We start from the raw sequence: 25,699 nt of genomic DNA, 5'->3' as shown, positions 1-25,699 counted from the left end.
GCCCGCGATGCAGGCGCCGCGACTGTTCAGGCTAACCGAGTCATCGTTCATCGCGAGCAAGCTTTGCTCCCACAGCTGCAATTACCTCAACAGATACACCGGAAAGCATTCGCAAAGATGCATCACTCGGCGCCGGGTGTTGTCCAGGCGTGCTGCGTTGTCCGGCTGTTCCAGCAGGTCGGCGATCAAGTTCGCCACTTCGGCACATTCGGCTTCGCCAAAACCGCGGGTGGTCAGTGCCGGCGTGCCGATGCGAATGCCGCTGGTGATGGCCGGTTTCTGCGGATCGTTGGGAATCGCGTTTTTGTTCAAGGTGATATGGGCGCTTTCCAGCAGCGCCTCGGCGTCTTTGCCGGTGATGTTCATCGAGCGCAGATCGAGCAGGAACATATGGCAATCGGTACCGCCGGACACCACCCGCAATCCGCGTCGGGTCAGGACGTCGGCCATGACGCGGGCGTTGTCGATCACCCGCTGCTGGTAATGCTTGAACCCATCGCCCAAGGCTTCGTTGAACGCCACGGCCTTGGCGGCGATGACGTGCATCAGCGGGCCGCCCTGGTACACCGGGAAAATCGTCTTGTCGAGCAGGGCGCCATATTGCGCCTTGGCCAGGATCAGACCGCCGCGCGGGCCGCGCAAGGTCTTGTGGGTGGTGGAGGTGATGAAGTCGGCGATGCCAACCGGCGACGGATACACGCCGGCAGCGATCAACCCGGCGTAGTGCGCCATGTCCACCATCAGGTAGGCGCCGATTTCATCGCAGATCTTGCGAAAGCGCTGGAAGTCGATGGTCCGCGAATAGGCCGAGGCCCCGGCGATGATCATCTTCGGCCGGTGTTCCCTGGCCAGGGCTTCCATTTCTTCGTAGTCGAGGGTTTCGGTTTCCGTGTCCAGGCCATAGGAAAATGCCCGGTAGATCTTGCCGGAAAAATTCACCGAGGCGCCGTGGGTCAGGTGGCCGCCATGGGCCAGGGACATGCCCAGGATGGTGTCGCCGGGTTCAAGTACTGCCAGGAAAACCGCCTGGTTGGCCTGGGAGCCGGAGTGCGGTTGCACGTTGACGTATTCGCAGTTGAACAACTTGCGAGCGCGTTCGATGGCCAGGTTCTCGATTTCATCGACGACCTTGCAGCCGCCGTAGTAACGCTTGCCCGGATAGCCTTCGGCGTATTTGTTGGTGAGCACGGAACCCTGGGCCTGGAGCACTTCCTCGCTGACATAGTTTTCCGAAGCGATCAGCTCCAGGTGGGTTTCCTGGCGGTTGCGCTCGCGGTCGATCAGGCGGGCAATGGTGGGGTCGAAATTTTGCAGGCTCATGGTGTGATTCCCTAGATAAGCGCCTCGGCCAGTGGCGCGGTCACGTGATGCGGCAACACCCGTGGCTGGCTTTTGGTCGAGTCGGATAGAAAAATGGAAGTGTCTTTCAAACCGCTGCCGGTGATCAGGATCACGGCGGTTTGCGGTGTGTCGGGGTGTGTTTCGGCATACTTGAGCAGACCGGCGAAGGCACTGGCGGCGCCGGCTTCCGGAAACACGCCGGTGCTGGCGGCCAATCTCGAGGCGGCGGCGACAATGCTCGGGTCGCTGACACAGATGAACTCGCCGCCGCTGGCGGTGACCGCACGCATGGCCTTGAGGCGATCACGCGGCAGCGCCACATTGATGCTGCTGGCCAGGCTGGTGGGGGGACGGCGCTCGGTTTTCTGCATCGAGCGGTCGTCGCGCCAGGCGCGGTACATGAAGTTGCTGTGCTCGGCCTGCACGCCGATCAGGCGTGGGATGCGTTCGATCCAGCCCAATTGCAGCAAGTCGAAAAAGCCCTTGTAGACCGAGCCCAGGATGCAGCCGTTGCCGACGGGCACGAACACCAGGTCCGGCACCTGCCAGTTGAGTTGTTCGCACATCTCGAAGGCGACGGTTTTCTTGCCTTCGCTCATGTACGAGTTGATCCCGGTGGTGCGGTTGTACCAGCCATGTTCTTCGCAGGCGTTGAGGCATTGCTCGAAAGCTTCGTCATATTGCCCGTCGACCAGCACGATCTCGGCGCCGTAGCCCTGCATCTGCGCGAGTTTTTCGCGGGGCGCGCTCTTGGGCAGGTAAATGACATTGTGCAAGCCCAGGCTGGCGCTCATCCCGGCCAATGCCGAAGCGGCATTACCGGTGCTGGCCACTGCCACGGTGCGTGCACCGGATTGCATGGCGTGGGCCACCGCCAGGGCGCTGGCGCGATCCTTCAACGACCCGGTCGGTTGCCGCGATTCGTCTTTTACGAAGACTTTGATCCGGGCGCCTTTGCCGAGCAATTCCGGGCGTGAGTACAGCGGCGTGTTGCCCACCAGTAACGGTGGAATGAATTGCGTCGAGCTCAACGGCATCAAGCGGTCATAGCGCCACATGCCACGGGCGTGGTCATGGGCCAGGCTGTCCCGGGACCACTCGCGCTTGAGTGTCGGGTAATCGTAAAGCGCGTCCAGGGCACCATCGACTTTGCAATGAGGGCAGTAATAGCTGACCTCATGGGGCTGGTAGCTTCGATCGCAAACCAGGCACTGCAATACATACTCTCTGTACGAATTTTTCATGGTCACCCTCTGAAAGTACGCTGTGCTGGTGCTTTCCTTGCCAACGTCGGTCCAGCTCACCGGACCGACGGGCACTCCGCTGACAGAAGGTGTTTCAGATCACCATGATGGCGTCGATGGCAACCAGGGTGTTGCGTGCCAGTGCACTGGCGCCGGCGGTGGTGCGGGCCGGGTAGGGCTTGGTGAAGTACTCTTCCATGACGCGGTTGAGGGTCGGGAACTCACTCAAGTCAGTGATGAACGCCGTGACCTTGACCACGTTCGCCAGAGTGCCACCTGCCGCTTCGGCCATTTGCACCAGGTTGTCGAGGGTCTGGCGCAGTTGGCCTTCGAAATCCTTGGCCAGCACTTCGTTGTTCAGCGCCGAGACCGGGGTCTGTGCCGACAGGTAGATGGTCTGCCCGTGGCTGACCTTGATGCCCTGGGAATAGGTACCCAGCGGCAGTGGTGCCTTATCGGTGAAAATGACGTTCTCTTCGCCCAGGAAAGGTTTGGCGGCGGGCTGGATTTGAGCGGTGGTTTGCATAGTGACGTTCCTTGTTAAGTGGGTGGGGGTTAGTGCAAATCGGCAACCTGCTTGACGGCCAGGCTGGAAAATTCCTCGTCGCGGCAACGGGCCGGGGAAAAATGCTGGTAGTTGAGTTGCAGCGCCGCCAGGTCGTCCGGCATGGCGATGCCCAGCGCCGCATGGCTGCACAGGCGTGCAATGGCGGGCGCGGCCTGGATGCCGTAGCCACCGAGGGCGGCGAGCCAGATAAAACTCTCTTGCTGCGGATCCTGGCCGAGCACCGGCGAGCGGTCGGCGACGAAGGTTCGCAGGCCTGCCCACTTGTTGATGATCGAGCGTGGGCGCAGGCGCGTGGTGTTTTGCAGGCGATCCATGGTGATGGCCAGGTCAAGCTCTTCCGGCAGCGCGTCGCAGGGCAACGAAGGGCTTTCATCGCAGGGGGAGACGATCAGCCGCCCGGCTTCAGGCTTGATGAAAATGTCCTCGTCGACCGTGCCCAGGTAGGGCGTGTGGTGCACGTCGCACTGTGGATCGACCGCCAGCACGGTACGCCGCAACGGTCGGACACCGACCTTGGGCACGCCGCAGCGCTCGGCCAATTCATCGGCCCAGGCACCGGCGGCGTTGACCGCGATGGCTGCTTGCAATTGCTGGCCGTCCTGGGTGTGCAAGCGCCAGTGCCCGTCGCGATATTCGCCACGCAGCACTTCGGTCTCGCGCTTGATCACACCACCGCGGGCACGCAGCCCACCGAGGTAGGCGCCGTGAATACCGTGCACATCCAAATCGAAGGCGCTGGGCTCGTAGATCCCGGCGCTCCAGGCGCCTTCGGCGAGGTAGGGCACGAGCTCCTGCACTTGCTTGTCGTCGAGCAGCTCGGCCGTGGGCACTTGCCCCAGGACGGCGCTGAAACGCGCTTTGAGTTTGTCCACCCGTGCTGCCTGGGCCACGATCAGCGCGCCCCGGGGCGACCAGAGCGGATGCTCGGCCAGGCCCTCGGGCGGGTTTTCGAAAAAGCGCCGGGACGCGCAGGTCAGTGAGCGGATCTGTTGGTTGCCGTAGCTTTCCATCGAGATCGCGGCTGAGCGCCCCGTGGTGTGATAGGCCAGTTGCTGTTCCTGTTCGAGCAGGCAGACGCTGCCATGGGCTGCCAATTCATAAGCGGCAGACACGCCGGCGATGCCGCCACCCACCACAATGAAGTCGTAACGAGCGGTCATGGTCGGCTGCCCTCGGCGATAACGGCGGCGTTGCGTTCGCGGGTGTAGGTCAGCACGAAGTGCGCCACGAGGCCGAAGATCAAGCCCCAGAATGCGGCGGCCAGGCCGAGGTAACTCATGCCCGAAGCCGTCACCAGGAAAGTGATCAGTGCCGCTTCGCGTTGTTTCTCGTCAGCCATGGCGCCGGTCAGCCCGGCGCTGATTGCGCCAAACAAGGCGAGGCCGGCGAGGGCGGCGATCAATTCTTTCGGCAGTGCGGAGAACACCGAGGCCAGGGTGGCGCCGAAGGTCCCCATCAGAATGTAGAACACCCCGCAGGCAATCCCGGCCATGTAGCGTTTGTCGCGGTCTTCGTGGGCTTCGCGGCCGGTGCAGATCGCTGCGGTAATGGCCGCCAGGTTCAAACCGTGGGAACCGAACGGGGCCATCAGGATCGAGCCAATCGCGGTGACCGAGATGATCGAGCGTGCCGGCGTGTTGTAGCCCGAGGTGCGCAACACCGCCATGCCTGGCACGTACTGGCCGGTCAAGGTCACCAGCGCCAGTGGCAGGCCGATGTTGATGATTGCGTGCCAGTTCCATTCAGGGGCGATGAAGATCGGCTGGGCCACGGCGATGGTGATCGAGGTGCTATTGAGTTCACCGAACGAGGCGGCCACCGCGCAACCGACGATCAGCACCGACAGGATCGCGTAGCGTGGCGAAAAGCGCTTGAAGATCAGGTATGCCGCGATCATCGCCAAGACCAGAGCCGGCTGCAGTTTGATCGACGTGAACAGCTCGGCGCCGAAGCGGAACAGGATCCCGGCGAGCATGGCGGCGGCAATGGCCTTGGGCAAGCGGCTCATCAGCTTGTCGAACGCACCGGACAGGCCGACCAGCGCGATGATCACCGACGCCACCACATAAGCACCGATGGCCTGGGGCAGGGTCACGGTGGGCAGCATCGACACCAGCAACGCTGCACCCGGTGTCGACCATGCGGTGATGACCGGAACACGCAGGCGCCAGCTCAGGAACAGGCCGGTAATCCCGCTGCCAATGGAGATGGCCCAGATCCATGAAGACACCACGTCGTTGGGCAGGTGCGCTTCCTTGGCTGCCTGGAACACGATGATGAGCGGGCCGGCGTAGGAAATGATCACGGCGATGAAGCCCGCGATGATCGCCGACAGAGATAGATCCTTTCTGAATGTGTCCATGATGTCTCGACTTGGCGCGACAGGAGCGCGCAGTGAATGATTGAGTCGATTGCTTCGATTCGAGATCAGTGTATTTGAATGAATTGAGTTGATTCAATAGGGGGCGGGATTGTTACGAGATATTTTTCCGTTGTGACGGGCTATTTTTGCGGATTTAAAGAACTAAATATTTGATTTTAAATGATTTTATTTCTAGTAAAAATTTCTTCACATGACATTGAGAAACGATTCAATAATCGTATCAATCGACTCAATGTGTCGATTGTGTCGAATTATTAGTTGCCTAACCTCCATGTGATATGCTCGGATATTCATCATTTCTACGATGGGCAGTGATCATTCATGTGGGTTCCCCAGCTAAGCGAGTTCAGTCAGCCGATGTATTTGTCGATTGCCGATGCGTTGGCGCGCGATATCAACAACGGCGTGTTGAACGAGGGCGATCGCCTGCCGACCTTGCGGGAGCTGGCCACCACCTTGAATGTCACGCCGGGCACCATCAGTCGGGCCTATAGCGAAGCTCATCGGCGTCGCTTGGTGCAGGGGGAAGTGGGGCGTGGCACCTACGTGCTCAACCAGAAACAGCTGGAGCTGCCGGCCAGCAACAGCGCCTCCGCGCCGCTGAACCTGGGGCAATCCGAACTGCTCGATCTTTCGATCATCAAGCCCTACAGCGAAACCCTGGAGTACTGGTTGCGTGGCGCGCTGGTGGGCATGGCCAAGAGCACCGATTTCGCTCGCGCACTGGATTACGCGCCGGATGGCGGTCACCCGGCGCATCGCGAGGCGGGGGCGCAATGGTTGCGTCATTCATTGCCCGACGCGCAATGGCAGCAAGTGGTGATTACCGCAGGAGCCCAGCATGGCTTGATGGTGGCGATGAGCGCCCTGACCAACGCCGGTGACCTGGTGCTCTGCGAAGCGCTTTGCTACCCGGGCATCATCTCCCTGGCCCACGGTCTTGAGCGGCGCCTGCGTGGCGTGCCGATGGATGACGAGGGCATCATTCCCGAAGCGTTGCGTGAACTGTGCCTGCGAGAGAAGCCGGCGATGCTGGTCTGCGTGGCGACCTGCCAGAACCCGACGGCGGCGATCATGTCGCAGAAGCGTCGGGCCCAGATCGCCGCGCTTGCCGAGGAGTTCGACTTCATCATCCTGGACGATGATATCTATGGCTTCCTGGCCACCGACCCATCGATCAAGCCACTGTCGGCCTTTGCGCCGGACCGTTCGGTGTACCTGACCAGTCTGTCGAAATCGGTCATGCCGGCGCTTCGTGTCGGTTATATCTACAGCCCGCCGAAACTGCTGTCGCGCCTGACCTCGATGGTGCGCAGCAGCGTCTGGATGCCGTCGCCATTGACCGCGCAGTTGGCCAGCAATGTGATTACCGAGGGCCTGGACAAGAAACTGATTCGCATCCAGCGCAACGAGGCGGCGGGGCGACAAGCGATCGCCCGGGAAATCTTTGCCAATTTCGAGCTCAAGACCCAGCCATATTCCTATCACGTCTGGTTGACGCTGCCGGAGCCATGGACCAGCGACGAGTTCACCATGCTCGCCCGGGCCAACGGCGTATTGGTCCTCAGCGGCACCCAATTCCAGGCTGAGCGCTCAGGGACAACCCGCTGTGTACGGCTGGTGTTGATGTCCCCTACCAGCCAGGACGAACTGCGTTTCGCCCTGACCAAGCTGGCGAGCCTGATCGATTCAGATCCACGCCGTTATTACTGAAAAAGATCGCAGCCTTCGGCAGCTCCTGCACGGTTGTTCCATGTGGGAGCTGCCGAAGGCTGCGATCTTTTTTAGTTATTCGTCCGACGGATTGAGCAGTTCGGACAAGGCGTCCGGCTGGCTCTTGAACGCCTTGGCGAACACATCACGATTCTTCGCCATGTAGATCCCGGCTTCCTCGACCTGTTGCTCGCTCAGCGATGGAACGGCTTTTTGCAACACCTCTGCCAGCAATTCGGCGAGTTCCAGCATTTTGTCATGACGGTCAGCTTCGGCTTTATCCATGAACAAGCGCTCCAGATCTCGGCTGCTGCGGTATACCACTTCGACGGCCATTCACCACCTCACATGCCTTCACATTGGTTGTCTTTGTGACTACTGTATTTATATACAGGCAAAAGAATAAGCGAATCCTGTTGCTTTGGATAGTGGCTTTTTAATGTAGACCGGTTTCTGCATGTGAGAGCAAAGCTTGTGGGAGTAAAAGCTTGTGTGGGAGCAAAGCTTGCTCGCGACAAGGCCGCATGACGATCACAAAAGTGCCGGATACCAGCCTATCGCCATCTCACCTTCAGTCGCTGGCCTTTTTTCTGCATGCAGAACAACCGTCACGTCCAACCCGCATCATCCGGTCGAGCCGACCTAAGGAAACTACATCGTGAAAATCAACTGGGCCGAGACCTTGCGCCAGAACGTCCATCAACTGGCCGAGTCCCTGGGAAACCTGTTCGTCGAGACCTTCCATTACCTGGCCCTGTTCGCCATCGGTGCGGTGACCGCGTGGGCGGCGGTAATGGAATTCTTGCAGATGATCGAAGCAGGACACATCAAGATCGATGACATCCTGCTGCTGTTCATCTATCTGGAATTGGGGGCGATGGTCGGGATCTACTTCAAGACCAACCACATGCCGGTGCGGTTTCTGATCTACGTGGCGATCACGGCGCTGACGCGGCTGCTGATTTCCAACGTTTCCCACCACAGCCCGCCAGACCTGGGGATCATCTACCTGTGTGGTGGCATCCTGCTGCTGGCGTTTTCGATCCTGGTGGTGCGCTACGCTTCGTCGCAGTTCCCCTCGGTGAAGATCGAGCACCCGCACCGCAAGGTCGGCGCGGGTTCCAGCGAGCATGCCGAGGTGGAGAAAGGAGAAATCTAGATCCCGGCGGCAGAGGGCGCCGGCCCCTGTGCGTGCGGTGGTGGCAGCTTGATGCTGTCACCGCCGGTCATGGCTTCGAGGATGGCCACGGCGCTGTGGCCCTGCTCGATGGCGATACCGAACTGAATGCTTTGCACCAGCCGCTTGAGCCGCTCCGGGTCGTTGCGCTGCTGGGCGCTGATCATGCGTTTGGCAACGATGCGCCCGCTCTTGGACAGGGTCAGCATGATGCTGCCGTCCAGGCCCTGAATGCTCAGGTTGATTTGATAATGCGGCGCAAAGGCGTCGGTAATGATCTGAAAAGGGTTGTCCATGATGCGTCACCGCCTGATTGAACGTGCAGTTGTTGACCGGCCATGATCGGGATTAGTTCGCAACACCGGACCACCGGCCATTCCATGATCGTGTTCATCTCGAGATTCCTGGGGCCAGGCAGGCCTCAAGATCAAAAGATCGCAGCCTGCGGCAGCTCCTACAGGGAGTTAGCAAGTGGCATGCCGGAAAAACTGTCGGACAATGATCACGGCGCCTGGGCGCCAAACGCTCTGGAATGCGGCTGTGGCCGCTGCCCGTTTCGGGGCAATAACGCGCGGATGTTCGCTGACGGTGCAGGAGGGGAGGCGATTTATGGTGGGCAGGCAGGGCAGGGGTAACTCCCGACATTAACAGCGCTTTTGGCCGTTGTCTGGCTTTATTTGCATATGAATATTTATCTTTTTTTAGGGGTTGAATTGTTCATCCGCCAGCCCGACTCTGTATTCAAGGGGCCGTTGCATCAACGTCGACGGCCCCCGGCGAGCTAGCTGAAATAAGGGATGAACTATGCAAATCCAAGTCAACAGCGATAACCATATTCAAAGCAGCATCCGACTGGAGGAGTGGGTACGTACTACCATCGAAAGCACGCTCGAACGTTATGAAGAGGACCTGACACGGGTTGAGGTTCATCTGCGGGACGAGAACGGCGATAAGCCTGGTCCCCATGATCTGCGTTGCCAGCTTGAAGCACGGCCAAAGGGCCATCAGCCGATTTCCGTGACGCACAAGGCCGAATCGCTGGAACTGGCGATCGAAGGCGCGGCCACCAAACTTGAAAATGCCCTGGAGCATTTGTTCGGCAAACTGCGCGGCAAGCGCGCCGTCATTGAGGAACCGAGCGAATCCGTAGCCTTGGCCGATGCGATGCTGGAAGAGGAATTCCTGGAAAACGAACGGGCCGCGCTTCACGGCTGAAACCTCGTTCATTTCACTTGCGACTGAAAAACGGGCCTGCAATCGCAGGCCCGTTTTGTTTTTATCGCTTTGCGCTCCTGCATTGATCACATTCTCCTGTGGGAGCGAGCCTGCTCGCGATGGCGATAGCCGGCGCTAGCGCAAGAACGCCTGCCGATACTCCCCAGGCGTCGCACCCAGGGCCTGACGGAATCGATTGGTGAAGTGGCTGGCGCTGGCAAATCCGCAGGCCAGCGCCACGTCGCCCAGCGGTTGTGAGGTGGTGCGCAGCAAATGCCGCGCGCAGGTCAAGCGTCTGGCCAGCACATATTGATGAGGAGGCAGCCCGAAGCTTTCGCGGAACATCCGCGCGAAGTGGTATTCGGACAACGCACACAGCGCCGCCAATTGGCCGAGGCTGATGGCATTGGCCAAGTGGCTGTCGACGTAATCCACCAGCAACCGCCGTTGATGAGCGGCCAGGCCGCCTTTGAGGCGAAGTCCCTGGCGCTGGCCCACCTGGCTGAGCAGCAGGTGATTGAGCAAGTCATGGGCCAGGCTGGTGGTCAGCAGGCGTTCACCGGGTTCGTCCCAGTTCAGCGCGATCAACTGGCGAAAACGCTGTGCTTGTCGCGGGTCGTCGAGGAAGGTCTCCTCGTGCAGTTGCACCTGCCGGGGCTCGCGGTCCAGCAGCGTGACGCAACCAAGGGCAAATTGTTCCGCACTGAAATACAGGTGGGCGAGGCGAATATCGCCGTTGATGACCCAGGCTGATTCATGCCCGGCCGGCAGGATGCAGAGTTTGTCCGGTGCCCCCGTGGTGTCGGGTCGCTCGCGGCGAAACGTACCGGTGCCGCCAGCGATGTAGCACGATAGCGTATGGTGCGTTGGCGCCTCGTAGTCCCGGGCATCGTGGTGATTGCTCCACAAAGCGGCCGCCAAGCCGTCCCCGAGCTCGGCGCTGTGCTCCAGGCGAGCATTGGGTGAGCTGTTGAGGGCTTGAAAGACTTGCAGGGTTTGCAGTGTGGACATGATCGGTTCTCCAACGCTTGCATCCTACTCCGTCGGCCGGTCCGTGCCAGCCTGTCAGCTGACAAAACCGCAAGTTTACGCAAGCGCCGGGTCAATGGCAGCGGGACACTGAACGTCATTGTCAGGAGCCGTCACCATGAACCTCTCGTTGTACCTGCTTACCGTGCTCATCTGGGGCACCACCTGGATTGCCCTGAAACTGCAGTTGGGCGTCGTCGCCATCCCGGTGTCGATTGTCTATCGCTTCGGCCTTGCGGCCCTGATCCTGTTTGCGATGCTCTTGCTCAGCCGGCGCTTGCAGGTGATGAACCGGCGCGGTCACTTGATTTGCGTTGCCCAGGGCCTGTGTCTGTTCTGCATCAATTTCATGTGCTTCCTGACCGCCAGCCAGTGGATTCCCAGTGGGTTGGTCGCCGTGGTGTTTTCCACCGCCACGCTCTGGAACGCCCTCAATGCCCGCGTGTTCTTCGGTCAGCGGATTGCCCGTAACGTGCTGTTGGGTGGCGCCCTGGGGCTGCTGGGGCTGGCGCTGCTGTTCTGGCCGGAGCTGGCCGGTCATAGCGCCAGCCCGCAAACCTTGCTTGGCCTGGCGCTGGCGTTGCTGGGCACCTTGTGTTTCTCGGCAGGCAACATGCTGTCGAGCCTGCAACAGAAGGCCGGCCTCAAGCCGTTGACCACCAACGCCTGGGGCATGGCCTATGGCGCGGCGATGTTGGCGGTATGGTGCGCGTTCAAAGGCATCCCGTTCGACATGGAATGGAACACGCGCTACATCGGCTCACTGTTGTACCTGGTGATCCCGGGTTCGGTGATCGGCTTTACTGCCTATCTGACACTGGTGGGGCGCATGGGGCCAGAGCGGGCGGCGTATTGCACCGTGTTGTTCCCGGTGGTGGCGTTGAACGTGTCGGCGTTTGTCGAGGGCTACCAGTGGACGGCGCCGGCGTTGGTGGGGCTGGTGTTGGTGATGCTGGGGAACGTGCTGGTGTTTCGCAAGCCTCGGCCACAGCCCATGAAGGCCGCCTTGGGTGCGCGTTGAAATGACTGCGTTGGCCGGCCCGCTCGGGCCGGCCTAAGCGGTTACTTCCAGACTTGCGGGTTGACCAGGTTCTGCGGTCGCTCGCCCAGCAATGCACTGCGCAGGTTATCCACAGCCAGATCGGCCATGGCGGCACGGGTTTCGTGGGTGGCCGAGCCGATGTGGGGCAGGGTGACGGCGTTTTTCAACTGGAACAGCGGCGATTCGGCCAGCGGTTCTTTCTCGTAGACATCCAGCCCGGCGCCGCGGATGCGATTGTTCTGCAGGGCTTCGATCAGCGCCGGTTCATCCACCACCGGGCCCCGGGAAATGTTGACCAGGATGGCGCTCGGTTTCATCAGGCCCAATTCACGCTGGCCGATCAGATGGCGGGTCTTCTCGCTCAATGGCACGACGAGGCAGACGAAGTCCGCTTCGGCCAGCAACTGGTCCAGTTCGCGAAATTGTGCGCCCAATTGGTTTTCCAGTTCGGTCTTGCGGCTGTTGCCGCTGTAGAGGATCGGCATGTTGAACCCCAGCCGGCCACGCCGGGCAATGGCTGCGCCGATGTTGCCCATGCCGACGATACCCAGGGTCTTGCCATGTACATCGCTGCCGAACAGTTGCGGGCCGACTGTCGCCTGCCATTGGCCTGCCTTGGTCCAGGCGTCCAGTTCGGCCACGCGCCGGGCGCTGCTCATCAGCAGGGCGAAGGCCAGGTCGGCGGTGCTTTCGGTGAGTACGTCGGGGGTATTGGTGAGCATGATCCCGCGCTCGTTGAAATAGGCCAGGTCATAGTTGTCGTAGCCCACCGATATGCTGGATACCACTTGCAGGTTCGCGGCGCCTTGCAGTTGCTCGCGCCCGAGTTTGCGACCGACCCCGATCAGCCCGTGGGCGTGGGGCAGGGCTTCGTTGAACTGTGCGTTGATATTGCCCTTGGACGGGCTCGGCACAATCACGTCGAAGTCCTGTTGCAGGCGCTCGACCACCTGGGGTGTGATACGGCTGAAGGCAAGTACGGTTTTTTTCATCGTGCAAGGCTCGTCGGGGAGAAGATACCAAGCACGCTAACATTCCTGGCGAGGGTTAGGCGAGAGGGAGCTGATTGGGAATGTAGCCAACCCCTGTGGGAGCGAGCTTGCTCGCGATAGCCGTAGACCACTCAACATGGATGTCGGCTCACAGTCCGCCATCGCGAGCAAGCTCGCTCCCACAGGGGCCTGCAGTGGACAAGGCATTGGGGCTCACCCCAGGTAGAATGTGGGAGCGAGTCGCTAGGTTTATGCCGCCCGCAGCGAAATAAAGGCGTAATTGATCGGCGCTTCAGTGACCACCCGCGCGCCGCTGGCCAATACCTGGCTGGCCACATCATCGCCAGACAGATGGAACAGCCATTCACTGGTGTGCTGTTGCGCAGGTTGCAGGCGTGCCTGATCGAGGGCGGCCACGAATGCGCTCATCTGCGGCAGATACGCGGTGAACCCGTCACCCTTGAGCGCGGTGGTGCGGATGCCCAGGGCGGCGCAGATGCGGTCCTTGATGGCGATCTCTTCACGGTCGGCCTGGCGTGAACGCTCGATCAACCGGACCAGTTCCTGATCGACCAGTTCACCGCCGAGTATCAGTTGTGGCCCGGTTTCCCACGACTCTGGAGGGCATTCCTTGACGGCGATATTGAGCGGGATGTGCGGGTTGATTTCCATCGGATAGATGCGGCACACCAAGGGGCGGCGCTCATAGATGCGGCACAGGTTTTCATCGTCAAGATTCCGACAGCGGCCGACGTTGTAGGCGGCAAAGGTGATCGCCACAAGGGCCTCGATGCTGCCGCTGTGGACCACCGCCGAGCGGCGCTCGGCATGCTCGCGTTGCCCTGCCGGCAGGCCGAGGCCGTTGGGCAGGAAGGCTTCCACCAGGACAATCACCTGGCCGCCGTCGTCCGCCCACATCCGGGCCTCGTCGAGGGTCAGGGGGACGTGGTGATCGGTGCAGCATTTGCCGCACCCTACACAGGAAAACGTTGTGTTCATTGAGCGCCCGGTCGCAGAAAGCTGGGGGACGGCGACAGAAAAACGCCGTGATGGACCGTGCGAAGCAAGTTATGCGCCACTCACCGGTCGGTAGCGGCCTGGCGGATCGAGTCCCACTCGGTCACATAGGCGGTTTTGGTTTTTTTGCGGTAGAGGCACAACTCGGTGCCGATCGCCCCTTTCATGTGTTTCTGCGGATATTGGCCTTGCAGTAACAGCGCGGTGTAGCCGACTCGGTCGTCGAATTGAGCGGCGTTACCCACCGGCTCGGCGCTCTTCAAGCCGCTGGCCTTGATGCAACTGGCCAGCACGGCTTTGTCGTGGGCGGCCCAGGCGTCCGGGCTGGAGGCATGGGCCTGGGAGGCCAGGACGGTGAGGCCAAGGAGCGTCAATATGCGGATTTTCATCAGGGAGCCTTGTTCCGGGAAGCCAGGACAAGAGTATGCCTGAGGTTGTCGGACGGTGATCGCTCCCGCGCCGGAACGCAGAAGCGAGCAACCGATATGATTCAGTGACCCTGCTCGGCAACGGCCTTGGCCGCTGTGATCAGGCACTTGGTCAGTTCCGGTGAGGAGAACTTGGTGAGCACGCCGTTGGCACCCGACAGCCGGGCTTTTTCGCTGTTCATGGCGCTGTCCAGCGAGGTGTGCAGCAGCACGTAGAGGTGGGCGAAGTCTGGGGTTTCGCGCAGCGTCCGGGTGAGGGCATAGCCGTCCATCTCCGACATCTCGATGTCGGAGACGATCAGGTTGATCTGTTCGGCCGTGCCTTGCAGGTCCAGCAGGCACTCGATGGCTTCCTTGGCGCTGCGCGCGGTGTGGCATTGCAGGCCCAGGTTGCGCAGGGTGTGCACCGATTGCTGCAGCGCGACCTGGCTGTCATCGACCACCAGGATCCGTGCGTTGCCCAGCACTTCGGCGTCTTCCATGCTCAGTTCGGTCGGCGCGGTTTCGATCTGTGCCGGGGCGATGCCGTGGATGACCTTTTCGATGTCCAGCACCTGCACCAGCGTGCCGTCCACCGAGGTCACGCCGGTGATGTACGAACGCACACCGCCGGAGCCGTAGGGCGGCGGTTTGATGTCGGTGGTCAGGCAATGCACGATCTTGCTCACCGCCTGCACATGCAAACCCTGTTTGGAACGGCTGACGTCAGTGACGATCAGGCAGCCGCCATCCGGGTCTTCCAGCGGTCGCTCGCCAATGGCGCGGCTCAGGTCGATCACCGACAACGATGTCCCGCGCAGGGTGGCGATGCCTTTGACGTGCGGATGCGACTCCGGCAGCTTGGTCAATGGTGGGCAGGGAATGATTTCACTGACCTTGAGCAGGTTGATTGCCATCAGCTTGCCGCTGCGCAAGGTAAACAGCAGAAGCGAAAGTGAATCTGCGCGGGCTTTGTTGGAAGACATAAAAACCTTCTGTGGAAAAAGGTGGGGCGAACTCGAGGATCGCCAAAACAGCTTTTGATATTGGGTTATCGACTCGTTGGGGACAGGCTTTAGGGCGAAAGCCGTCGGCAACCCAATTCACTTGCTCAAATTTCCTTTGAGTGTGCCAATCCACAGGTTTCTATTTCAGCCCCAACCGCCGGGCCATCCGCCCCAGGTTCGCCCGGTCCAGCCCCAGCTCCCGGGCGGCGCCGGCCCAGTTGTGCTGGTGACGCTCCAGGCAGGCAGCGATCAGCGTGCGCTGGAACTCGTCCACCGCTTCGCGCAAGTCTCCGGTTACGCCCTGCGCGGTCGGTGCCGGGCTGATGGACGAAGGCGTGAGGTTGTCCACAGGCGCCTGGGGCAAATCCAGGTCCTGGGCGCTGAGGCTGAGGATTTTCGGGCGTGTCGCGCACCGGCCCAAGGCCTTCAAGGCGCTGCGGCCGATCAGGTGTTCCAGTTCGCGCACATTGCCCGGCCAGTCGTAGGCCAGCAGTGCGGCCTGGGCATCGCTGGTCAGGCGCAGGCTGCCCAGGCCCATGCGCGAACGGTTGTGCTCCAGGAAAAAACCGCTGAGCAGCAGCACGTCCCGCCCGCGATCGCGCAGCGCCGGCACCTGCAGCGGATACACGCTCAAGCGATGGTAGAAGTCGGCCCGATACCGGCCGTTGCGCACTTCTTCGGCCAGGTCGCGATTGGTGGCCGCGATCAGGCGCACATCGACCCGGTGTTCCTTGTCCGAGCCCAGGCGTTGCAGTTGGCCGCTTTGCAGTACCCGCAACAACTTGGCCTGGACAGTCAGGGACAACTCGCCCACTTCGTCGAGGAACAAGGTGCCGCCGTCGGCCAGTTCGAACTTGCCGCGCCGGTCGTTCGTGGCCCCGGTGAAGGCGCCTCGTACATGGCCGAAGAGTTCGCTTTCCACCAGCGTATCGGGCAGGGCGGCGCAATTGAGGCTGATGAGTGGCTGCTCGGCACGTTTCGACGCGGCATGGATGGCCTGGGCGACCAGTTCCTTGCCCACGCCGGTTTCGCCGGTGATCAATACCGTCAGGTCGCTGCTGCCCACCAGCGCGATCTCTTCCACCAGGCGCTTGTGGGCCTTGCTCTGGCCGACCATGTCGCGAGGTTGCTGGCCGCTGGCCTGGCGATAGACCTCTGCGCGGCGGTGCTCGTCCTCGGCCTTCAGGGCCAGGCGCTCGATGCGCTCGGCGGCGCTGACCGTGGCGGCGGCGAGGCTGGCGAAGGCTTGCAGGGCACTCAGGTCGATGGGCTCGAAGCGCTCAGGATCCAGCGAATCCAGGGTCAGCAGGCCCCAGGGCCGTTCGTCGACGAACAGCGGGCAGCCCATGCAGTCATGAACCTCCAGATGTTCGGCGAGCCCCTCGACCAGTCCGTCGTACGGATCGGGCAGGCCGCTGTCGGCGGCGAAGCGGGTGGGCTGTGGGCTGGCTAGCAGCGCTTCGAAGCGCGGGTGTTCGCTGACCCGGAATCGCCGGCCCAGTGTATCGGTGCTCAGGCCATCCACGGCGAGCGGCACCAGGCAGTCGCCGTCCAGGCGCAACAACGCCGCCGCATCGCAGGGCAGCAGGGTTCGCAAGGTGCCGAGCAGGCGACGATAACGTTCGCCTTCAGGCAGTTCGCGGGACAGATCGGCCACCAGTGGTAGCAGGGAGGTCAGCAGGGCGGTTGCGGTCATAATGACTCCATGTAGTCTTAACGACTATAAGGTGGGCCGTGTCGATATGACTACATTGTTTTTAACTATCTGATATTTAATGAAAAAATTTATGGCATGGAAACTGATAAGACTTACCTAACTGTTATCGGTCATACGCCAGGAGTCACCCTATGCTCAGTCGAGAAGAACGCGCCATCATTCGCTCCACCGTTCCGTTGCTTGAAAGTGGTGGTGAGGCGCTGATCACTCACTTCTATCGCATGATGCTGTCCGAATACCCGCAGGTACGCCCATTGTTCAACCAGGCTCACCAGGCCAGTGGCGATCAACCGCGGGCCTTGGCCAATGGTGTGTTGATGTATGCGCGGCACATTGACCAGCTCGATCAATTGGGCGATCTGGTGGCGAAGATCGTCAACAAACACGTTGCCCTGCAGATCCTGCCGGAACATTACCCGATTGTCGGTTCGTGCCTGCTGCGAGCAATTGCCGAAGTGCTGGGCGCAGAGATCGCCACGCCCGAAGTGATTGCGGCATGGGGCGCAGCCTACAACCAGTTGGCCGATATCCTGATCGGCGCCGAAGCCGGCATGTACGACAAGAAGGCCGAGGCGCCGGGCGGCTGGCGTGGCGAGCGTGAGTTCATCCTGACTGCCAAGGTGCAGGAAAGCTCGGAGATCACTTCGTTTTACTTTGAACCGGCGGACAAGGGCCCGATCCTGCTGGCCGAGCCAGGCCAGTACATCGGCATGAAGCTCATGCTCGATGGCGAGGAAGTACGCCGCAACTATTCACTGTCAGCCCTGGCGGACAACGGTCAATACCGTATCAGCGTCAAGCGCGAGCCGGGCGGGCGGGTGTCCAACCACCTGCATCATCATTTCGACGTCGGCAGCCGCATCCAGTTGTTCCCACCGTCCGGGGATTTCTACCTGACTGCCAGCGACAAACCGCTGGTGCTGATCAGTGGCGGTGTCGGCATCACCCCGACCCTGGCCATGTTGCAGGCGGCGCTGCAAACCGAGCGGCCGGTGCATTTCATTCATTGCGCGCGCAACGGCCGTGCCCATGCCTTCCGCGACTGGATCGACGAGCTGGCCAAGCGGCATCCGCAGCTCAAGCGCTTCTACTGCTACGACGAAGACGACGGCTTGAGCCCGGCGGCCGACAAGGTGGGGCTGTTGAGCCAGGAACAACTGGCGCAATGGCTGCCGCAGCAACGTGACGTGGACGCCTATTTCCTCGGGCCGAAGGGCTTCATGGGCGCCGTCAAGCGCCACCTCAAGGCCTTGGGCGTGCCGGAGCAGCAGAGCCGTTACGAATTCTTCGGCCCGGCGGCGGCACTGGAATAAGGCCGCGCTAAACCGGGAGACCGGGTTGCCTTCATCGCGAGCAGGCTCGCTCCCACAAGGGATCTGCGGTGGACACGATTCCTGTGAACACCACAAAAAAACTGTGGGAGCGGGCTTGCTCGCGATTGCGTAAGTACATTCAACATCAATGCAAGCTGACCCACCGCTATCGCGAGCAAGCTCGCTCCCACCCTGGATCTGTGCGGGTGACAAAATCCGCGTCCGCCACAAATCCCTTGTGGGAGCGAGCCTGCTCGCGATGGCGGCAGCAGATCCATCCTGGGTCCAACTGACCAGAATTAATCCGTACTTAACCTTCTCAAGGTCTATTCCCCTTCAATGTCGACGCCCGCTGCTCGTTCACTGTCATGGTCTGCGTGTAGACTTCGGGCATCCGACCGCGCGCCCGAGCGTCGCCGTGCCGCGCGTCGATCAATGCAGACAAAGGGAAACGCAATGAGTGAGGAAATGATGCGGTTAGGCCGTGAGCGGCGCTATCTGGTGCTGCTGGGGCTGATCTGCCTGGCGCTGATCGGCGGTGCGCTGTACATGCAGGTGACCCTCGGCGAGGCGCCGTGCCCGCTGTGTATCTTGCAACGCTATGCGCTGTTGCTGATCGCGATCTTCGCCTTCATCGGTGCCGCCATGCGCACCCGCCGCAGCCTGACGATCTTCGAAGGCCTGGTGGTGCTCAGCGCCCTGGCCGGTGCCGGGGTGGCAGGGCATCACGTGTACACCCAGTTCTTCCCGGCGGTCAGTTGCGGCATCGACGTGTTGCAACCGATTGTCGATGACCTGCCGCTGGCGAAGATCTTTCCGCTGGGGTTCCAGGTCGATGGCTTTTGCTCCACCCCCTACCCACCGATCCTGGGTCTGTCCCTGGCGCAATGGGCACTGGTGGCCTTCGTGTTGACGGTAGTGCTGGTGCCGTTGCTGGTGTCACGTAACCGTAAACAGATTCGCTGAAGCGTCTTCATGAAACGCCCCGGTTTCTCTTCTGGAGAGCCGGGGCGTTTTGCGTTTCACTCTTGAGCCGGACCGTCCTTGATCCGAGGCAAGAATAGCCTGCGACAATGTGCGACATGTTGTCACATATCTTGAGCCGCTCAGCCTTTTCGAGGGCAATTAAGCGCACCTTCCTGTAACAAAAAGCCGTCCGGTTTCGCAAAACGCGCATCACCTGCAGCAGGCATTTTTAACAGCGAAGCGTCGGGCGCCAGAGCCCCCGAAAACTGGGCGCTTGCCGGGCAAAAAAGCTCTTCGTGATCCTGTCGAGCTGTCTAAATCGGGCATAGTAGCCCTACGTTTTTTGGGGTTCTTGTTGAGAATTAATTTCGATAACATACTGGCTTGTTGCAATATCTGCGAAAGATTGTTGCCGGATCGGATAAAAATTATTTCGAGATGAGACATGGTCTACAGCGCCTCAGCTCACTACAATCGCCCGCACCGATTTTCCGACCCGGCTCAAGCTTGAGCACGAGAGTGGTCGAAGGGCGCCAGCGCCCCATGCGACCCCAGGTGTCGGTGCCTCCAACTACCCGCACCAAATGGAATTGGGCTTGAACTAGGCCTTTGACCAACGAATAAGAACTCACTGCTGGCCCAGGATGTGTCGAACAGCCGCTGACGTTCGACGGGCAGCCCTTATTCAATCCAAGAAAATGCCAACCCTTGGCAGGGTGAAGTGTTGGCGATCAAAACCCAACTGCATTGCGCAAGCTGCTTTAGAGGTCGTGAGATGAGTAAAAACAGGTACCCCCGATTACTAGGCTTGTTGCCGCTGCTCGGCACGTTGCTGCTGGGAGGCTGCAACATGACCTTGCTCGATCCCAAGGGCCAGGTCGGCCTGGATGAACGAAACCTGATCATCACCGCTACGCTGCTGATGTTGCTGGTCGTTGTGCCGGTCATCGTCATGACCTTCCTGTTCGCCTGGAAGTACCGCGCAACCAATACCAATGCCACCTACACGCCGAAGTGGTCGCATTCGACCAAGATCGAAGTGGCGGTGTGGACCATTCCGGTTCTGATCATCATTGCCCTGGGTTACGTCACCTACAAGTCGACCCACGCCCTGGACCCGTATCGTCCGCTGGATTCCGACGTCAAGCCGATCACCATTGAAGTGGTCTCCATGGACTGGAAGTGGTTGTTCATCTATCCGGAACAAGGCATTGCCACGGTCAACAAGATCGTGTTCCCGGCCCACACGCCGATCAATTTCAAGGTCACTTCCGACACCGTGATGAACTCGTTCTTCATCCCGGGCCTGGGCGGCCAGATCTATGCGATGGCGGGCATGCAGACCAAGCTGCACCTGATCGCCAACCAGAACGCCGAACTCGACGGTATCTCCGCCAACTACAGCGGCGCGGGCTTTACCGGTATGAAGTTCAAAGCAATCGCCACGACCCAGGAAGATTTCGACGCCTGGGTCAACGATGTGAAGAAGGCACCTAAACAGCTTGAAAAAGCTGAATACGAAGCCCTTTCCAAGCCGAGCCAGAACAATCCAGTCGAACTCTACTCGTCGGTTACACCGAACCTGTTCCAGACCATCATCGACAAGTATGAAGGGATGAATCCGGGCAAGCCGATGCACCACGAGAAGAACGAGAAGGAAGTGGCCCACAACATGGAAGGGATGGACATGAGTTCGCATTCAGCTGCCGGGGCAGAGGAGTAAACGATGTTTGGTAAATTAAGTTGGGAAGCGATCCCGTTCCACGAGCCGATTGTCATGGTGACCCTCGCCATCATCGCACTCGGCGGTCTGGCGCTGTTCGCGGGAATCACTTACTTCAAGAAGTGGACCTACCTGTGGACCGAGTGGCTGACATCGGTCGACCACAAGAAAATCGGCGTGATGTACATCGTCGTCGCCATGGTCATGCTGCTGCGTGGTTTTGCCGACGCCATCATGATGCGTACCCAGCTGGCCATGGCCACCGAGGGTTCGCCTGGCTACCTGCCGCCTGAACACTATGACCAGATCTTCACCGCCCACGGTGTGATCATGATCATCTTCATGGCGATGCCATTCTTCACCGGCCTGATGAACCTTGCAGTGCCGCTGCAGATCGGCGCCCGTGACGTCGCCTTCCCGTTCCTGAACTCCCTGAGCTTCTGGTTGCTGGTTTCCGGCGTAGTGCTGATCAACCTGTCCCTGGGCGTTGGCGAATTCGCCAAGACCGGTTGGGTTGCCTATCCACCGCTGTCGGGCCTGCAATACAGTCCGGGCGTGGGGATGGATTACTACATCTGGGCGCTACAGCTATCCGGGTTGGGTACAACGCTGACGGGGGTCAACTTCCTGGCCACCGTGGTCAAAATGCGTACCCCGGGCATGAAGCTGATGGACATGCCGATCTTCACCTGGACCTGCACCTGGGCCAACGTCCTGATCGTCGCTTCCTTCCCGATCCTGACCGCTACCCTGGCTCTGCTGACGCTTGACCGCTACATGGATTTCCACATTTTCACCAATGAACTTGGTGGCAATCCGATGATGTACGTCAACCTGTTCTGGGCCTGGGGTCACCCTGAGGTGTACATCCTGATCCTCCCGGCGTTCGGGATTTTCTCCGAAGTCATCTCGACCTTCTCCGGCAAGAAACTGTTCGGCCACCACTCGATGATCTACGCCAGCGGCGCGATCTCGGTACTGGGCTTCATGGTCTGGCTGCACCACTTCTTCACCATGGGTTCGGGCGCCAGCGTCAACGCCTTCTTCGGCCTGGCGACGATGCTGATTTCGATCCCGACGGGGGTGAAGCTATTCAACTGGCTGTTCACCATCTATCAGGGCCGCCTGCGTTTCACCAGCCACGTGATGTGGACCCTGGGCTTCATGGTGACCTTCGCCATCGGCGGCATGACCGGCGTATTGCTGGCCATCCCGGGTGCTGACTTCGTGCTGCACAACAGCCTGTTCGTGATCGCGCACTTCCACAACGTGATCATCGGTGGCGCCGTGTTTGGCTACATCGCCGGCTTCGCCTTCTACTTCCCGAAAGCGTTCGGCTTCAAGCTGCACGAAGGCTGGGGCAAGGCAGCGTTCTGGTTCTGGATCACCGGCTTCTTCGTCGCGTTCATGCCGCTCTATGTACTGGGCTTCATGGGCATGACCCGTCGCCTGAACACCACCACCAACCCTGAGTGGGTGCCGTACCTGTACGTCGCCATGTTCGGTGCGGTGATGATCGCTGTTGGTATCGCCTGCCAGCTGATCCAGTTGTATGTCAGCGTGCGCGATCGCAACAAGCCAGAGAACATGTGCGACCACGGTGACCCGTGGAATGCCCATACCCTGGAATGGTCGACCTCTTCGCCACCGCCGTTCTACAACTTCGCCGTGCTGCCAAAAGCAGACGTCATTGACCCGTTCACCGAAGCCAAGGAAAACGGCACCGCGTACCCGGTCCCGGCCAAGTACGAGCCGATCCACATGCCCAACAACACCGCTACCGGTGTGGTCATGGGCGCGCTGCTGACCGTGTTCGGTTTCGCGATGATCTGGCACATCTGGTGGCTGGCCATCGCCAGCCTGGTCGGCACCGTGGTGTATTTCGCTATCCATGCTGCCCGTGACGATCAGGGCTACATGGTGCCGGTGGATGTCATCGAGCGCATCGAAGCCGAGCAGCACAAACGTCTGGTAGCGGCCGGGAAAGTCCCTGCCACCGCCACCCGTGTTGAAACCTCGTTGGAACAGGCTTAAACCATGTCGAACTTAGTGACCACTGTTGGACACGCCCATGGTCATGACCATGGGCACGATGACCATCACCACGACTCGGGCGAGATGACCGTATTCGGTTTCTGGCTCTACCTGATGACCGACTGCATTCTGTTTGCGTCGATCTTCGCAGCGTACGCGGTGCTGGTTAACAACGTCGCCGGTGGCCCATCGGGCCACGACATCTTCGAACTGCCGTACGTACTGGGCGAAACCGCGCTGCTGCTGTTTAGCTCGATCACCTACGGCTTCGCCATGCTGGCGTTGTTCAAGGGCAAGAAAACCCAGGTACTGGGCTGGCTGGCCATGACCTTCCTGTTCGGTGCCGGCTTCATCGGCATGGAGATCAACGAGTTCCACATGTTGATCTCCGAGGGCTACGGCCCTAACCGCAGCGGCTTCCTGTCCGGGTTTTTCACCCTGGTCGGCACCCACGGTCTGCACGTGACCAGCGGCCTGATCTGGATGGCGATCATGATGTACCAGGTCCAGAAAAACGGCCTGACCGCCACCAACAAGACGCGCCTGAGCTGCCTGAGCCTGTTCTGGCACTTCCTGGACGTGGTGTGGATCTGCGTATTCACCGTTGTTTATCTGATGGGGACCCTGTAAATGGCTAACGCACATTCCCATGATGGCCACGACGCCGGCCACGGCAGCGTCAAGTCCTACGCCATCGGTTTCATTCTGTCGGTGATCCTGACCGTCATTCCGTTCGGCCTGGTGATGTACCCATCGCTGCCCAAGAGCCTGACCCTGTGGATCGTACTGATCTTCGCCGTGGTCCAGGTACTGGTGCACCTGGTGTACTTCCTGCACCTGGACCGCTCCGCCGCCCAACGTAACAACGTGGTCGCGTTTGTCTTTGCCGCGATCGTGATTGTCCTGCTGGTTGGCCTGTCGTTGTGGATCATGTTCAGCATCCACACCAACATGATGGCGCACTGAGGAAAGTCCGGATGTCCCTGAAGCACTTTATCCAAATCACCAAGCCGGGGATCATTTTCGGTAACGTGCTTTCTGTGGCAGGCGGGTTTTTCCTGGCCTCGAAAGGGCATGTCGATCTGGCCATCTTCCTGGCGGCGATGATCGGCACTTCCCTGGTGGTGGCGTCCGGTTGTGTGTTCAACAACTGCATCGACCGTGACATCGATATCAAGATGGAACGCACCAAGAATCGGGCGCTGGTCCAGGGCCTGATTCCGGTGCAACTGGCCCTGGCGTTCGCCACGGTGCTGGGCGTGGCCGGCGTGGCGCTGTTGTACTCGGTGGCCAACCCGTTGGCTGCGTTGTTCGCGGTGATCGGTTTTGTCATCTACGTCGGCCTCTACAGCCTGTACCTCAAGCGCAAGTCGGTCCACGGCACGCTGGTGGGCAGCCTGTCGGGGGCGATGCCGCCGGTGATCGGCTATGTGGCGGTCAGCAACAGCTTCGACATGGCTGCGCTGACGCTGCTGGTGATGTTCAGCCTCTGGCAGATGCCGCATTCCTACGCCATCGCGATCTTCCGCTTCAACGACTACCTGGCGGCCTCGATTCCGGTGCTACCGGTCAAGCGCGGTATCCGGGTGGCCAAGAAGCACATCCTGCTGTACATCCTGGCCTTCCTCGTGGCGACCTTGATGCTGACCTTCAGTGGCTACGCCGGCATGAGCTACCTCGCCGTCGCCGCCGCCATGGGCATGTACTGGCTGTACATGGCCTGGACCGGCTACAAGGCGGTGGATGACACGGTCTGGGCACGCAAGCTGTTCGTGTTCTCGATCTTCACCATCACCGCCCTGAGCGTCATGATGTCCCTGGACTTCAAGGTGCCGAGTGAGCTGCTGCTGACCTACGCGCCTTAAGCTTCAGACGCCACAAAAAAAGCCCCGCCTTCGAGAGAAGCGCGGGGCTTTTTGTTGAGGTGAGGTGTGGATTGGCTGTCATTCGTCGCAATAGATTATGGTTTGTTGAACTATGCGCAATTTGCCTATAGTTTCTGCCATGCGTACCCTATTTTTTGAAACGACTACATTCACCGACACGGTTGGCCATTACCTGACTGATGATGAGTATCGCCTGCTTCAGTCCTATATGCTGCAGCATCCAGAGGTTGGTGACGTCATGCCACGTACCGGCGGCTTTCGTAAGCTGCGCTGGTTCGATGAACGTCGTGGTAAAGGGAAGCGAGGCGGGTTGCGCGTTATTTACTATTGGCTCATGAACGATCGTCAGTTCTGGATGTTCGCGATTTATGACAAGGACGAGTTGGAAAACCTGACCTCCGAGCAAGAGAAGACGCTCAAACGCGCCATAGAAGCTGAGTTGAAAGTACGAGGTACCTTATGAAAAAGCGCGATCTGTTTGCCGAGATGATGCAAGGCGTCGAGGAGATGGCCGCCCACCGGGAGGGCAAGATTACCCTTCGCCAGATATCGATCGAAGACAAACCGGTTCCCGAGGTGTCTGCCCAAGAAATCGTGGCGTTGCGCGACAAGCTCCACATGTCTCAAGCCGTTTTCGCCAAGAGCATCAGGACCAGTCCAGGTACGCTCAGGAACTGGGAGCAGGAGAAGTCCAAGCCTAACGCCCAGGCGGCTTTGTTGATCAAGCTGGTCGAGAAGTTTCCAGATATGGTCGAACGGCTTGGCGCTGTTTGATCAGCTCATATCCATGAAAACAGCCCCGCCTTCGAGAGAAGCGCGGGGCTTTTTCATGGCCACTGCCTGGAGGATCGCTCCTACGCTCCGCGTGGGAATGCAGCCTGGGACGCTCTGCGTCCCCCAAGAGCCGAACGCGGAGCGTCCGAGG

Annotated in this window: 26 protein-coding genes; 13 read left to right on the top strand and 13 right to left on the bottom strand. The window is 60.1% G+C overall.

Translation table 11 applies throughout. From position 1 onward, the window contains the following. Positions 1 to 81: 81 nt before the first annotated feature. From glyA to KI235_RS25030, 5 genes are all read right to left on the bottom strand, one after another. Positions 82 to 1,320, bottom strand: a complete 1,239-nt coding sequence (glyA, locus tag KI235_RS25050; RefSeq protein ID WP_003205420.1) for a serine hydroxymethyltransferase — start codon at positions 1,318 to 1,320, stop codon at positions 82 to 84. Between the two features lie 11 nt (positions 1,321 to 1,331). Beyond that, positions 1,332 to 2,585: a threonine synthase gene (thrC, locus tag KI235_RS25045; RefSeq protein ID WP_003205418.1), complete on the bottom strand. Its 1,254-nt coding sequence runs from the start codon at positions 2,583 to 2,585 to the stop codon at positions 1,332 to 1,334. Positions 2,586 to 2,679: 94 nt separating this feature from the next. Continuing rightward, entirely contained in the window at positions 2,680 to 3,111 is a 432-nt protein-coding gene (locus tag KI235_RS25040) for a Rid family detoxifying hydrolase (protein ID WP_003205417.1), read from the bottom strand. A gap of 29 nt (positions 3,112 to 3,140) precedes the next feature. Then, on the bottom strand, positions 3,141 to 4,313 hold the full coding sequence (locus KI235_RS25035; RefSeq protein WP_212795349.1) for an FAD-dependent oxidoreductase: 1,173 nt from the start codon (positions 4,311 to 4,313) through the stop codon (positions 3,141 to 3,143). Beyond that, a complete protein-coding gene (locus tag KI235_RS25030; protein ID WP_212795348.1) occupies positions 4,310 to 5,515 on the bottom strand; it encodes a benzoate/H(+) symporter BenE family transporter in 1,206 nt (401 codons plus the stop codon). Before KI235_RS25030 ends, KI235_RS25035 begins: the two co-directional genes overlap by 4 nt. A gap of 342 nt (positions 5,516 to 5,857) precedes the next feature. On the opposite strand from KI235_RS25030, the gene KI235_RS25025 reads away from it, so the two are divergent. After that, positions 5,858 to 7,249, top strand: a complete 1,392-nt coding sequence (locus KI235_RS25025; RefSeq protein WP_003205412.1) for a PLP-dependent aminotransferase family protein — start codon at positions 5,858 to 5,860, stop codon at positions 7,247 to 7,249. Between the two features lie 75 nt (positions 7,250 to 7,324). On the opposite strand, the gene KI235_RS25020 is transcribed toward KI235_RS25025, so the two are convergent. After that, entirely contained in the window at positions 7,325 to 7,585 is a 261-nt protein-coding gene (locus tag KI235_RS25020) for a YebG family protein (protein ID WP_003205410.1), read from the bottom strand. A 322-nt stretch (positions 7,586 to 7,907) separates the two neighbouring features. Here KI235_RS25020 and KI235_RS25015 point away from each other — a divergent pair, with 322 nt between their 5' ends. After that, a complete protein-coding gene (locus tag KI235_RS25015) occupies positions 7,908 to 8,408 on the top strand; it encodes a phosphate-starvation-inducible PsiE family protein (protein ID WP_003205409.1) in 501 nt (166 codons plus the stop codon). On the opposite strand, the gene KI235_RS25010 is transcribed toward KI235_RS25015, so the two are convergent. After that, entirely contained in the window at positions 8,405 to 8,722 is a 318-nt protein-coding gene (locus tag KI235_RS25010) for a DUF3509 domain-containing protein (RefSeq protein ID WP_003205408.1), read from the bottom strand. The two genes, KI235_RS25015 and KI235_RS25010, sit on opposite strands and share 4 nt — an antisense overlap. Positions 8,723 to 9,230: 508 nt before the next feature. On the opposite strand from KI235_RS25010, the gene KI235_RS25005 reads away from it, so the two are divergent. Continuing rightward, positions 9,231 to 9,641, top strand: coding sequence for an HPF/RaiA family ribosome-associated protein (locus tag KI235_RS25005; RefSeq protein ID WP_003205407.1), 411 nt, complete (start codon positions 9,231 to 9,233; stop codon positions 9,639 to 9,641). A gap of 135 nt (positions 9,642 to 9,776) precedes the next feature. Here the strand turns inward: KI235_RS25005 and KI235_RS25000 are convergent, their stop codons facing one another. After that, positions 9,777 to 10,652, bottom strand: a complete 876-nt coding sequence (locus KI235_RS25000; protein ID WP_027911439.1) for an AraC family transcriptional regulator — start codon at positions 10,650 to 10,652, stop codon at positions 9,777 to 9,779. Between the two features lie 136 nt (positions 10,653 to 10,788). Here KI235_RS25000 and KI235_RS24995 point away from each other — a divergent pair, with 136 nt between their 5' ends. After that, complete coding sequence (locus tag KI235_RS24995; protein ID WP_013694188.1) at positions 10,789 to 11,691, top strand: DMT family transporter; 903 nt, start codon at positions 10,789 to 10,791, stop codon at positions 11,689 to 11,691. Positions 11,692 to 11,732: 41 nt separating this feature from the next. On the opposite strand, the gene KI235_RS24990 is transcribed toward KI235_RS24995, so the two are convergent. From KI235_RS24990 to norR, 5 genes are all read right to left on the bottom strand, one after another. Then, positions 11,733 to 12,704, bottom strand: coding sequence for a D-glycerate dehydrogenase (locus KI235_RS24990; protein WP_212795347.1), 972 nt, complete (start codon positions 12,702 to 12,704; stop codon positions 11,733 to 11,735). Positions 12,705 to 12,953: 249 nt separating this feature from the next. Further along, on the bottom strand, positions 12,954 to 13,703 hold the full coding sequence (locus KI235_RS24985; RefSeq protein ID WP_013694187.1) for a YkgJ family cysteine cluster protein: 750 nt from the start codon (positions 13,701 to 13,703) through the stop codon (positions 12,954 to 12,956). 80 nt (positions 13,704 to 13,783) lie between these two features. Beyond that, positions 13,784 to 14,110: a hypothetical protein gene (locus KI235_RS24980; protein WP_003205402.1), complete on the bottom strand. Its 327-nt coding sequence runs from the start codon at positions 14,108 to 14,110 to the stop codon at positions 13,784 to 13,786. Positions 14,111 to 14,211: 101 nt separating this feature from the next. After that, the gene (locus KI235_RS24975; RefSeq protein ID WP_003205401.1) at positions 14,212 to 15,114 is read right to left on the bottom strand and encodes a chemotaxis protein; all 903 of its coding nucleotides are present in this window, start codon (positions 15,112 to 15,114) and stop codon (positions 14,212 to 14,214) included. A gap of 160 nt (positions 15,115 to 15,274) precedes the next feature. Next, complete coding sequence (norR, locus tag KI235_RS24970) at positions 15,275 to 16,831, bottom strand: nitric oxide reductase transcriptional regulator NorR (protein ID WP_013694186.1); 1,557 nt, start codon at positions 16,829 to 16,831, stop codon at positions 15,275 to 15,277. 152 nt (positions 16,832 to 16,983) lie between these two features. Between norR and hmpA the strand changes: the two genes are divergently transcribed. From hmpA to KI235_RS24925, 9 genes are all read left to right on the top strand, one after another. Next, positions 16,984 to 18,165, top strand: coding sequence for an NO-inducible flavohemoprotein (gene hmpA, locus KI235_RS24965; RefSeq protein ID WP_003205399.1), 1,182 nt, complete (start codon positions 16,984 to 16,986; stop codon positions 18,163 to 18,165). 456 nt (positions 18,166 to 18,621) lie between these two features. After that, positions 18,622 to 19,131: a disulfide bond formation protein B gene (locus tag KI235_RS24960; RefSeq protein ID WP_212795346.1), complete on the top strand. Its 510-nt coding sequence runs from the start codon at positions 18,622 to 18,624 to the stop codon at positions 19,129 to 19,131. Positions 19,132 to 19,906: 775 nt separating this feature from the next. Further along, complete coding sequence (cyoA, locus tag KI235_RS24955) at positions 19,907 to 20,854, top strand: ubiquinol oxidase subunit II (RefSeq protein ID WP_003205397.1); 948 nt, start codon at positions 19,907 to 19,909, stop codon at positions 20,852 to 20,854. 3 nt (positions 20,855 to 20,857) lie between these two features. Continuing rightward, positions 20,858 to 22,888 (top strand): cytochrome o ubiquinol oxidase subunit I, encoded by a 2,031-nt coding sequence (gene cyoB / locus KI235_RS24950; protein ID WP_003205396.1) that lies wholly within the window; start codon positions 20,858 to 20,860, stop codon positions 22,886 to 22,888. A 3-nt stretch (positions 22,889 to 22,891) separates the two neighbouring features. Next, on the top strand, positions 22,892 to 23,518 hold the full coding sequence (locus tag KI235_RS24945) for a cytochrome o ubiquinol oxidase subunit III (RefSeq protein WP_003205395.1): 627 nt from the start codon (positions 22,892 to 22,894) through the stop codon (positions 23,516 to 23,518). After that, complete coding sequence (cyoD, locus tag KI235_RS24940) at positions 23,519 to 23,854, top strand: cytochrome o ubiquinol oxidase subunit IV (protein ID WP_003205394.1); 336 nt, start codon at positions 23,519 to 23,521, stop codon at positions 23,852 to 23,854. It abuts the gene before it with no gap. An 11-nt stretch (positions 23,855 to 23,865) separates the two neighbouring features. Further along, entirely contained in the window at positions 23,866 to 24,753 is an 888-nt protein-coding gene (gene cyoE, locus KI235_RS24935; RefSeq protein ID WP_003205393.1) for a heme o synthase, read from the top strand. A 139-nt stretch (positions 24,754 to 24,892) separates the two neighbouring features. Beyond that, positions 24,893 to 25,237, top strand: a complete 345-nt coding sequence (locus KI235_RS24930) for a hypothetical protein (RefSeq protein WP_013694185.1) — start codon at positions 24,893 to 24,895, stop codon at positions 25,235 to 25,237. Further along, positions 25,234 to 25,548: a helix-turn-helix domain-containing protein gene (locus KI235_RS24925; RefSeq protein WP_003205391.1), complete on the top strand. Its 315-nt coding sequence runs from the start codon at positions 25,234 to 25,236 to the stop codon at positions 25,546 to 25,548. The genes KI235_RS24930 and KI235_RS24925 overlap by 4 nt, the downstream gene beginning before the upstream one ends. The last annotated feature ends 151 nt before the right edge of the window (positions 25,549 to 25,699 follow it).

Source organism: Pseudomonas sp. St386 (assembly GCF_018325865.1).
Classification (GTDB): Bacteria; Pseudomonadota; Gammaproteobacteria; order Pseudomonadales; family Pseudomonadaceae; genus Aquipseudomonas; species Aquipseudomonas brassicacearum.
Note: the sequence above shows the minus strand (reverse complement) of the source record. Positions and strands in the feature narration are given on the sequence as shown.